A 10,729-nucleotide genomic window follows, 5' to 3' on the forward strand; every position below is an offset into this window, starting at 1 on the left:
TCGGCGCCGTAGCCCTCCATCGCCTCGACAACACGCAGCGCGTCGTCCGGCCGCGCCGCGGCAACGCGGTAGGCGATCTTCATTCTGGTCTGGTTGGCCAGCGATTCGGCGTTTGAGTCGCCGCGGATTTGAGCGACCAAGGCAAGCGCTTGATTCAACTCTCGCTCGGCCAACGCCTCCGCCAGCCAGCTCAGATATCGCGCCTTTCCCGCTTCGGCCGAAATCGGTCCGATCAGTTTTTTGGCGCGCGGCAGATCGTATCGTGCCAGCTCGCGGGCCACCATCCCGCGCGCAAAGGCCGCTGCGCCGTCGGCCGTGAGTTGCTCGGCCGCGTCGGCGGCCTCGCCCAGCAGCTTCTGACCAGCCTCCGCCCGACCAAGCTGTGTCAGCAGGTTGCCGACTTGAGCCGTCGTATAGACGCGATGCGGAGGTTGCAGCTTTCGGACCCGCAGCAGCGCCTCCTCGCTGAATCGCAACGAGTCTTCTCGATGGCGGGGCAAACTTTGGTCGGCCAACTCGATGAGTAGCCGGACCGCGCGGCTGTCGTTCAGGCCGGCAATCGCCGCCAAGGCGTCGTCGACGTCCAGCCGCATATTGGGATCGTGGCTCAGGTCTTCGATCCGCTCGCATAGGCCGATGGTCACCTCTCCCTCGTAGCGACCACCGAGTTGAGCCGACCAATTCGCCGCCTGGTCGGGGTCGATACGCGCCATGTAGCGAATCAGCAGCCATTTGTTGTTTTGTCGCGCGACTGCCCAGAACTGTTCGAGCATCCAACGAGCAAGCTGCTCGCGATCCGTCGCGTCGCCGGGCAGCGCGGCGGGCTGGCCGTTCGGCGGCGGCTCGTCGTCGCGCAGCAGCGCCAGCTCGACGTCGCCGGTGCCGGACGTCGTGCGCAGGCCGGTGAAACGATAGCCAGGCTTGCGAGCAAAGACATAAACCGGCCCGCCAAACAACCCTTGCAGACGAAAGCGGCCTGTCGCGTCGGTCAGCATGTTCGCCGGTTGCAGTCCGTCGCCGGAGTTGAACACGGTGACGCCGTCGACCGGTTTGCCGGACGAATCGACGATGCTGCCCGCGACAAAACCGTCGTTGCGCCGCAAAACGATCGCGCCCACGTCGATCGTTTCGCCCGCCTTGCCAACCAGCCGTTTCGACTCGGCGCGTCCGTAGCCGTCGACCATGACCGACGCCTGGTAGGAATCGCGAGGCCAGAGCGGACCTGAAACGAAATGACCGTTGTCGTCGGTGAACACCGCTTCCACAAACACCGTCGTGGAGAGACCTCGCATCGAGATGCGTTGGCTTTCGTAGGCGCGGTTCGCGCTCAGGCCCACCCTGACGTGCGTCAGGGGGCTGCCGGATTCGTCGAGCACGCGGCCGACCAGGCGGCAGACATCGGCCTCGCCGACCACCAATCGTATCGGTCCGAGAAGCTGCTCTGGCGCCAGCAATACGAAGCCGTCCGTTACCGCCGTCGCCGAACGGGCACGCAACGGCAAGTTGTCTGCCGGATCGACATCTTGCAAGACGAAGGCGCCCGAAGCGTCGGCATGCGCTATCGTCGGCGGATCGTAGCGAAAGCCACGCCGCGGCACGATCAGGTGCAACTCCGCGTCGGGTACAGGCTTCCGGTTCTCGTCAACGACCACTCCGCGGACCTCGACCGCCCGCTCGATTTCGACGATCGGCTCAATGTCATGTTCCGCATCGATGGGTTCGGGCGGATCGTCTCCGCGCGCCGGCAGAAAACCTGGCGGCGTCAACCACGGCTCGATTAGCAGCTTGCCCGGCCGCACATAGGCGGCGAAACGGCCGTTCTCATCGGTCGTCTCGTCCGCACCGTATGGCCGGCGAACGCTGGACTCGACGGTGTTGAATCTCAAGGTCACGCCTTTCACCGGCTTTTTGTCGCGATTGTCGACGGCGATCCCGCGCACGGCGACCGCGCGCTTCAATGGGAGCTTCACGTCAGCGACGCGGCCCCCGGCGGGCACCGTGATCGGCGCCGTCGGTTCGCCGTAGACGGGGCTTTGCCCGTACTGTTGCAGGCTGACGACGTAAACTCCGGGCGGCACATCGCGGAACTCGAACCGCCCTTCGTCCGTGACCGCCGCCGACGTGTAGTAATAAAGCCGGAACGGTTCCTCTTCATCGCGCGGCTCGTTCTGACGACGCAAATCGAGAGTCAGCTTTTCCGGCCGATCGACTCCTTCGGGCAGCTCGATGGAACCGGCGATGCCGCCCGCCCGTTCAAGCCGAAGAGAGACGTTCTTGTCAAGATCCCATCGCACTTTGGGATTGCCATACCCGGCCGCAACAATGGTCGCGGTCAGGCTGCCGTCGACCGGAACGTTTGGCAGCGTGAAAGCGCCGTCGGCGGCGGTCTTGGTCTGCCATTCACGTGCCAGATCGGCCGCGAGCGATATGCTGTCGAAGCCACGGTCGCGAATACTTAGCGCACTAAGCCTATGTGGGCGAACGGTTGCGCCGGCGATCGGCTTACCCGACGGACCGAGCAGCTCGCCGTGAAAGTCGGCCACTTCGTGCAGCTTCAGCCTGGCGTTCTTGGCGTTCGGGGTCCGTAAATTGTCGGCCCAGCCGAGCCGGCGCCGCTCGTCGCGTGCCATCAGACCGGGAAGTTGTTCGCCACGGGCGGGCTTGAAGAGTTCGTCGGCCGTGAATTGCCGAAACGCGAACCGCCCGTTCTGGTCGGTGGTCGCTTCGGCCCGACGCTGAAGGACTTCGTCGTCCCATTGTCCGCCCAGCAGCCAGACCGTGGCGCCGGCCACCGGCTGGTCCGCGGCATCCATCACAACTCCGGAAATGACGGCGTCGCCATCGTCGGCCTGCACGGCCGAGAGCGCGGCAAGCCCCACCACCGCTTGCCACGAGGCGTTCAGCACGTAGAGCCACGAAATTGCGGCCGCACGGTTCAGTGAGCTGATGAGGGGAATCATGGCGGTTTCCTGCGGAGTTGTTGTGGGAGCATTCCAACCGGCCAGCCTGGCGACGGTGGGCCAAGCGGGATCAGTTTGGTGCAGGACCGGCGGTGGCACTCGTGGAAGAGGGCGTCTGGTCTTGAAAGAACGTCACGAGGACGACAAGCCTGGATTCGGGATGGGAAACCATCCATTTGAAACGGCCCTCCAGTTCACCGATTCCGGAGTACTGGCCATTGGGGCGGTCGGGATGCGAATCCCAAGCATTGCGCGAATACCACCGCTGTACCGGATAGCCCGCCGCGGTCACGCTGTAGACACCAAGATCAGACGGCGGCGCCTCGCTGCCAACTCTGCGGAGAAGAAGTTGGTAAGCCGGGGCAGCGCCATTCTCTTGATTGATGGGAACGAGTTCGAGGGCTGCCGCGCCGCGCGTCACTTCCTCGACCGCTTTGGCAGATTCCGACGCGCAACGCAAGAGGTCGTCAACCGCACGGGGAGCGTTGGCCTTTGCCTGGCGGACAGATTCTCGGAGCAGGTTTGAATAATCTGCCGTTGGCGTACTCATTAAGAAATCTCCCAAAGTACAAGGAGGCCCAGCCTTAGCCGGATCGTAATGCGCGAAGTTGTGGAGGTTCCACCAAGCGAACGTTAAGAACTGGGAGTGACCATTCATCTACGCGTTCCATCAACGGCGGCGGTGTCAGGCGACCCCGCCACGGCAAACAGTGAGCATCATAATGGCTTGGCTTTCCTTTGCAGTCAACGTGTGGCGGACCGCGTGAAGTCTAACGCGCTTTGCGCGCCAAATCAGCGCGGCGGATAGACGCCGAAGGGAATCTCGGCGTAAGGGTCTTTGAGCGAGCGCGGGTTGTCCCAGTAACCGGCGGCCGACCAGATGCGCCGGCCGTCGAGTTCCACCTCCAACGGGCCGGAACACATCCGCGCCAGCGTGTAACGCCACTCGGCGGCCGATGCGGCGTCGCTCCGGTGCGCCTCGATCACGAGCAAGAAGTCGGGATCGGTCGCCTCCACGAACGCGAAGACGGCGCCGTCCAACACGCCGTCGGCCGGGGCGGAAAAACGATGGACCGGTTGGATCCCCGGACCGTTCGATGGGGCTGGCGCGGGCCGCCATTCACGAGCCTAGCCGAGGCCACACCGCCGCGTCAACCGAATCGTAAGGTGGGGCACAAAAAAATGATTAACTGATTATTGACAATAATCTGCGTACAGGTACACTTATGAACTAATGGCAACTCACGATGGTCGGAGTTGCAGTTTTGAAGTCCACTATTTCACAAAGGAGAAACGCCATGCACGACGAAATCACGCCCAGGGAGAACCCCTTGTCGGACCGCGAAGAGAGGCTGGCGCAGTTGGCCGAGCTGGCCAATCAGGCGCACGACCAAATGGTCGCCTGCGCGCGACAGGCGGTCGCCCACGCCTTGGCGGCCGGCAAAGCGCTGCTGGAAGCCAAGGACCTCTGCGACAAAGGCGCCTGGACCAAGTGGCTGGCCGACCACTTCAGAGGTTCGAAGAGAACGGCCCGCGGTTATATGCGGTTGGCAACCCACTGGGACCAGGTGGGGGGTGACCGGCAATCCGTTGCCGGTCTCAACTACACGGAGGCCACACGGCTCATCACCGGTCTGGCGTGCTCCGATGGCCGGGCCAACGGTCCCACACGGTCGGCTGCCGAGAAGCGAGCGGCCGCCGTCGCCCGGCCGCAGACCGAGCTCTCGCGTTTGACCCAGAGCGACCAAAACGCGGGCGAATCGTCGTTGCCGGTGCCGGCCAGCGGCCGGCAATTCGCCCTGCTGGTGCATTTGCTGCGGCAGGTCGTCGCGGAGCTGCGACGGCTGGCGCAGTCGAGTCACGACGGCTCGTACGCGCGACACCTGCTGAAGAATTTGGAGTCGTTGCCCGACGCCGTCGCCGGATACCAGTGGCTTCGAAACGGTTGAATCGGGAGCTTGCCGAAACGGCTGCCGCCGGGCACCCTCCGGCGGCAAGCCGCCATTCGGCGGCCGAGGCGTCCATTCACGGTCGCAGCCGGCCGTATTTGATCCGCCACTCCTCGCCTGGAAACCAGATGGCGAACTCGTGAATCGGAAGCGATGCTAGTATAATACGACAATTGCGAATTTGCGCCTGTGATTGGACGTTGGAAGGTAACCCCGCTGCATGCACCAAGCACGCCAGACTCGTCGCCAAGAGTTGATCGTCGAAGGCAGCCTGCATTTGCCGTTGTCGCTGTTCGATTTCGAGAAGTTCCGCCGCTGGCGGCATAGTCACCGCTGTCCAGACCGGATCCGGGCCTCGTATCTGGGCGGCATGGTCTATATCGAAACCGGCTTCGACTGGTCGATGCACTATTGGAATGGCCACGGACCGGATGATGAACCGCCTCCTGAACTGGAAAAGGAACCTTGCTTCTGCATCGACGGTTGGTTCTACGTGCCCTCCACGGCGTTCGAGCTGGAAGGTTTCCGCGATTGGATTCACTCCGATTGGTTCCCGGAAAAGGTCAAAGCAACCTTCATCGATGGGTCGATCGAGGTGCATGGGGGCCGGGAAGAAATCGAGTCACACGGCAAGCCGAAAGTCGAACTGATCGCCGTCCTTGGCCGGTTCATCAAGCGCCACGCCTTGGGCGATTTGTTTGCGGGAGCCACCGTCGTCTGGCCGCCGGCCGACCTCTCGACCAACCCAGACCTCGTCTATTGCTCGTATGACGGTTATCGCTCGGGACGCGTCCGCCAGAACGAACGAGTCCAGGAGAGCGAGCGCTTCGTGGAACTGGTCGGTGCGCCGGATTTGATGGTCGAGGTCGTCAGCACGAGCTCCACAGGGAAAGACAAACACCGCCTGCGCCGCAAGTACTTTGTGGCCGGCATTCCGGAATACTGGATCGTCGATGCCCGCTCGAAGAAGGAAATCCGCTTCCAGCTTCTGGTACGCGGAGAGAAGGATTACGAGGCCGTCGAGCCCGACGAAGACGGCTATCGGTTTTCGCCCGTGTTCCAGCGGCGTTTTCGCATCGCGCGGCGCACGAACCCCGTCGGCCACTACGACTATCGTCTGCTCACACGCAAGAGCGAAGCCAAGTGAAGGCGCCAGGAGCACAGCAACAGCTTTTCGACACCGCGCCGCCCGCGTGGGAGCTCGACGACGCCGAATGCCACTGGATTGCCACGCTGGTGCTCTCGACGGGTCCGGAGCAGGAGTTCGATTATCTGGTGCCCGACGACTTGCGGCCGCGGCTGGACGTCGGCCAGCGGCTGCGCGTGCCGCTGGGCCGCGGCGACCGGCCCGTCGTCGGCTATTGCGTGCGGTTGGAGCACCGGCCGGCCGGCCCGCGGCGGCTGAAGGAAGTGGGCGAAATCATCGACGAACCGTCGCTGCTCTCGCCCTCGATGATCCGATTGACGAAGTGGATGGCCGAGCATTATTTGTGCCCGCTGGGCCAGGTGCTGGAGGCCGTTTTGCCGGCCGGCGTGCGCGGCAAGGCGGGCACCAAGCTCACGACGCTGTTGTCGCTGGCCCCCGACGCGGCCGGCCGCATCAACGAATTGAAGCTGCCCAAGAAGCAGACGGAGATCCTCCGCTACCTGGCGGCCAGCAGCGAGCCGATCACGCCGGCCCAGCTTGCCCATCGCGTCGGCTGCACGCAGGGGCCGATCGCCGCGCTGCGCCGCAAAGGTCTGATCGCGTCGCGGGCCAGCCGGCTGAACCGCACGCAGCTCGCGGCGCCGGCCGTCGAACGCGAAGACAACCTGGCGCTCAACGAAGACCAGCAAGCGGCCCTCGACGCGATTCTTGCTCCGCTACGGGCACAGCGGCACGAGACGATTCTGCTGCACGGCGTCACCGGGAGCGGAAAGACCGAGGTCTACATTCGCGCGATTCAGGAAGTGGTGAGCTACGGCCGGCAGGCCATCGTGCTGGTGCCCGAAATCAGCTTGACGCCGCAAACGCGGCAGCGTTTCCGGGCACGCTTCGGCCGCGTGGCCGTGTTGCACAGCCATCTCACCGACGCCGAGCGACACGCCGAGTGGCAAGACATCGCCCGCGGCCGCGTGCCGGTCGTCGTCGGCGCCCGCAGCGCGGTGTTTGCTCCCACGCCCAACTTGGGCCTGCTGATTCTGGACGAAGAGCACGAGTCGAGCTTCAAGCAAGACACGGCGCCGCGCTATCACGCCCGCGAGGTGGCGTTGCGTCGGGCGTCGGGCGAAAACGTGCCGCTGGTGCTCGGCTCGGCCACGCCTTCGCTGGAGAGCTGGCACCGCGGCGCCACGGGCCAATATCGGCTGGTGTCGATGCCGCGGAGAATCTTCGATCGGCCGATGCCCGACGTCGTGACCGTCGATCTGCGGAACGAAACGCGCGATCACGTGGGCACGGGGGCCATCAGCCGGCCGCTGCACTCGGCGATGAAGGCGGCGCTCGACGAGGGCGGGCAGGTGATCTTGCTGCTCAATCGCCGCGGTTTCGCCACGCACATCCAGTGCGCCGCGTGCGGGCATGTGCTGCGTTGTCCGCATTGCGACATCGCCCTGACGCACCATCGCGAGGGCGGCATCGCGTTGTGCCACTACTGCGACCACGAGATCCCCGCGCCCACGCGTTGCCCGGAATGCCAATTCATCGGCATCCGCTACAGCGGCCTGGGTACGCAAAAGCTGGAAGCCGAAGTTCGGGCACGCTTCCCGGAGTATCGCGCGCTGCGGATGGACACCGACACCATGCAAGGCCCCGGCAGCCACGAGCGTGCGTTGGCCGCCTTTCGCCAGGGTGAAGTGCAGATATTGCTCGGAACACAGATGATCGCCAAGGGGCTCGACTTTCCGAATGTGACGTTGGTGGGCGTGGTGAATGCCGACACGGCGCTGCACTTGGCCGACTTCAGGGCCGCGGAGCGCACCTTCCAGTTGCTTGTGCAGGTGGCGGGCCGCACGGGTCGCGGGCCGAAGGGCGGGCGGGTGCTGGTGCAAACGTTCTCGCCCGACCATGCGGCGATCAAGGCGGCGGTGCGGCACGACTATCAGACGTTTGCCGCGGAAGAGTTGCCCAATCGCGAAGCGCTTTCGTATCCGCCCTTCGGCCACATGTCGCGACTGGTGGTCCGCAGTCCGCAAGAACCGCTGGCCCGCGAGTTCGCAAACCAGTTGGGCAAATTGATCGCGGAGGCACTGGCGCGACAGGGTACGGCCGCGCGCGTGTTAGGTCCGGCTCCCGCGCCGATCGCCAAGCTGCGCGGCCGGCACCGCGTTCAGCTTCAGGTGCAAGGCGGCGACGCCGATGCGGTCCGCGCCGCGTTGAAAGAGGCCACCGCCGACGTGAAAGCGCCGGACGAAGTGCAATGGATCATCGACGTCGATCCGCTCGATATGCTCTAGCCGGCTAGCGTTGCATGCCGCCCTCGTTGCCAAAAGTGCCGCCCGCTTCCTGAATCGGACGGCCGTAGCGATCGAGCCCCGCCGAGCTGGGATAGGCGTTGCCCGCTCCCCCGGCCGTCGTATTGGGATAGCGAGGGGGGGTGCCGTAGCCGCCCGGCGCGGACGCCGTTGTCGCCGCGGGCTGACCATAGCCAGCCGGCGCAGTACCAGCCGGCGCGGTTCCGGTCGCGGCGGTTCCGGCGGCACCGGCTCCCGCGGACGAATAGTCGCTGGTGCTGCCCGGCCGATAAGGCTGCTCGACCTGGGCCGTGCTGGTCTGGTCGGCATAGGGGCCGCTCGGCGGCTGGTACTGAGTCGTTCCCGGCGGAGCATAGCCCGTGTTGCCGGGCTGATAGCCGGTGTTGCCGGGTTGATAACCGTTGTTGCCTTGTGGGTAGGAGGGGTCGGGCTGCGGCGTTCCTTGCGGATAGCTGCCGGCCGGCGCGGCGGGATTGTACTGGTCCTGCGGCGGATAACCACCGTTGTTGTTCGGATCGTACTGAGAGTTGGTGCCGTAGCCCGGAGCTCCTCCCGCGGCGCCGGGCGCCTGACGCGCATCGGCCGTCCGCACAGGGTCGTAGCCGCCGCCCGCACCGGCCCCACCGTAAGGATTCTGTCCGGCCGGCGGGTATCCCGACTGAGGATCGCCATAGCCGGTGCCCGCGGCGCCCGACTGAGCATAGGGATTGCCGGTGTTGGGGTACTGGTCCGGATAGGCGCCGCCCGCCTGCTGTTGCTGCTGGGCGTAGGCCGGGTCGTAGGGATTCGCAGCGTTGGCCCCCGCGGCGCCGTAGGCGTTTTGTGGATTGTTGCCGATCGGGTAGCCGTTTTGGGGCGTTTGCTGGTTGCCGGCCTGGTCCATGTATCCGGCGGCCGGCGTGGGATATTGCTGTTGTTGCACGGCCGCGGGCGGCGTGCTCGACGATTGCGAGTAGGGAATCGACTTCTTTCCGGGCCACCAGCCGGGCTTCGAGGCTTGGCAGCCGAGCGAACCCAACATGCAGAATGTCACGACGGCCCACCGCGCTAAAGAGGCTTGCATGGCTTACGCGCCCTTGGGGATATGCCTGCCAAGGAAGCGACGCGGCGCGATCGAATCGCGACCTTGCCTGGTCTTCTTCCCTGAAGACGGAATATTGGTGATGTGCCTGCTCCGCCTCGATCAACTGCTGGTCGAGGCGTCGCGTCCTAGACTGGTATTTCGGATCTGCGGGGTGCTTTTCTTTACGCAAGCCGAAAACTTTGCGTACACGGAAACGCCGTACTTTGTGCAACGGGCGTTTTCGGCGACGGATTATAGAACGGCCCGCCGGCCCGTCAACGGCAGTATTGCCGGGATAATCCCGTATCGCTGGCGAACTGAGGACCTTGGGGTACTGACGCACGCGGGTCGGCACGTTGCGTTGCGGAAAACAACACCGTCGCTGCGGCGAGCTTGCAACGCAACTCGCATGGATGACGGGTCTTCCAGCAACCTTGCGGCCGCCTTGAAAAAACCGGCCGCAACCACCGCGATGGAGGGTAGGCAAGACGCCAAACCCCAAGACCCAAGACCGCAATCCAAAATCGAAAATCCAAAATCCGACCGCCGTCTACCCCTCGATAATCTTGTTCCCGAAAAACAGCCCTTCCAGGTCGGCCAGGCGGAACGTGTCGCGATGCTGGATGCTGTCGTTGACCAGCCGCATCAGGGCGTGGGCTTCGAGAAACGAGACGCTGCGCACCGGTTCGGCGGCCATGTAGCCGGCCAGGTTCTCCAGGTCGTGCCGGCGAAAACCGCTGCCGATGACCACGAAGTAAATGCGGTCGATGCCGGACTGAACCAGCTCGCGGCCGTGCCGCGTGGCGTAATCGCAGAACTGGCGGTCATCGGTGCCCAGCGTGTAGCCCGCGCTGCGCACCTTGGCGTCGAGCACCAGCCCGAAGCGGTCGGCCGGGGCCAGTGCCAGGCAATCGGCCGTGCGGCCGCAGCCTTGCCCCAGTTCTTTCACCACGAAACCAAGGCTGCGGAAGGCGTCGGCGCAGCGCTCTTCGAACAACAGCGACGCCGGTTTCTCCTCGTCGCCGTCGCCTCGGTACGCAACGCCCTCTGTGGCGTTCCGCTCCGTGGCGTTCCGCACACCCCGCGCGAGATCGGCCAGGTCGCAAAGTCCGGCCGGCAAGAAGGGAAACCGCGTCGCCGCGCCGCTGGAGGATGGCCTTCCCAGGCCGTCTCGTGAGGGTGCGGCGCTGTCGTGCTCCGCGACATCTCCTCTCGGCCAAAGCCTTTGCTGCCGATCGATGACGCGCACGCCGACGTTCAAGAACCGCACGTCGCCCGGATGTTGCCGGACCGTGCGTTCCACG

8 protein-coding genes are annotated in these 10,729 nt (G+C 64.7%); 3 read left to right on the forward strand and 5 right to left on the reverse strand.

All coding sequences use genetic code 11. The features are described 5' to 3' along the window. The 3 genes from VNH11_18785 to VNH11_18795 form a co-directional block, all read right to left on the reverse strand. Positions 1 to 2,960: carboxypeptidase-like regulatory domain-containing protein (locus VNH11_18785; protein ID HVA48418.1), on the reverse strand; the 2,960-nt coding region annotated here is incomplete at its 3' end. A 70-nt stretch (positions 2,961 to 3,030) separates the two neighbouring features. Next, positions 3,031 to 3,510, reverse strand: a complete 480-nt coding sequence (locus VNH11_18790; GenBank protein HVA48419.1) for a hypothetical protein — start codon at positions 3,508 to 3,510, stop codon at positions 3,031 to 3,033. Between the two features lie 242 nt (positions 3,511 to 3,752). Further along, complete coding sequence (locus VNH11_18795) at positions 3,753 to 4,004, reverse strand: hypothetical protein (protein HVA48420.1); 252 nt, start codon at positions 4,002 to 4,004, stop codon at positions 3,753 to 3,755. 254 nt (positions 4,005 to 4,258) lie between these two features. Between VNH11_18795 and VNH11_18800 the strand changes: the two genes are divergently transcribed. From VNH11_18800 to priA, 3 genes are all read left to right on the forward strand, one after another. Next, entirely contained in the window at positions 4,259 to 4,909 is a 651-nt protein-coding gene (locus tag VNH11_18800) for a DUF3102 domain-containing protein (GenBank protein ID HVA48421.1), read from the forward strand. 220 nt (positions 4,910 to 5,129) lie between these two features. Continuing rightward, positions 5,130 to 6,056: a Uma2 family endonuclease gene (locus VNH11_18805; GenBank protein HVA48422.1), complete on the forward strand. Its 927-nt coding sequence runs from the start codon at positions 5,130 to 5,132 to the stop codon at positions 6,054 to 6,056. Beyond that, the gene (priA, locus tag VNH11_18810) at positions 6,053 to 8,344 is read left to right on the forward strand and encodes a primosomal protein N' (protein HVA48423.1); all 2,292 of its coding nucleotides are present in this window, start codon (positions 6,053 to 6,055) and stop codon (positions 8,342 to 8,344) included. Before VNH11_18805 ends, priA begins: the two co-directional genes overlap by 4 nt. Positions 8,345 to 8,348: 4 nt before the next feature. On the opposite strand, the gene VNH11_18815 is transcribed toward priA, so the two are convergent. Next, positions 8,349 to 9,425, reverse strand: a complete 1,077-nt coding sequence (locus VNH11_18815; protein HVA48424.1) for a hypothetical protein — start codon at positions 9,423 to 9,425, stop codon at positions 8,349 to 8,351. 550 nt (positions 9,426 to 9,975) lie between these two features. Further along, positions 9,976 to 10,729 (reverse strand): hypothetical protein (locus VNH11_18820; GenBank protein ID HVA48425.1); only part of this gene is annotated, 754 nt, incomplete at its 5' end.

This window comes from Pirellulales bacterium (assembly GCA_035533075.1).
Lineage (GTDB): Bacteria > Planctomycetota > Planctomycetia > Pirellulales > JAICIG01 > DASSFG01.

Bases quoted from the DNA above. Each gene is read 5' to 3' on its own strand.
- VNH11_18805 (HVA48422.1), top strand. From the start codon at position 5,130: ATGCACCAAGCACGCCAGACTCGTCGCCAAGAGTTGATCGTCGAAGGC.
- VNH11_18790 (HVA48419.1), bottom strand. From the start codon at position 3,510: ATGAGTACGCCAACGGCAGATTATTCAAACCTGCTCCGAGAATCTGTC.
- VNH11_18800 (HVA48421.1), top strand. From the start codon at position 4,259: ATGCACGACGAAATCACGCCCAGGGAGAACCCCTTGTCGGACCGCGAA.
- VNH11_18815 (HVA48424.1), bottom strand. From the start codon at position 9,425: ATGCAAGCCTCTTTAGCGCGGTGGGCCGTCGTGACATTCTGCATGTTG.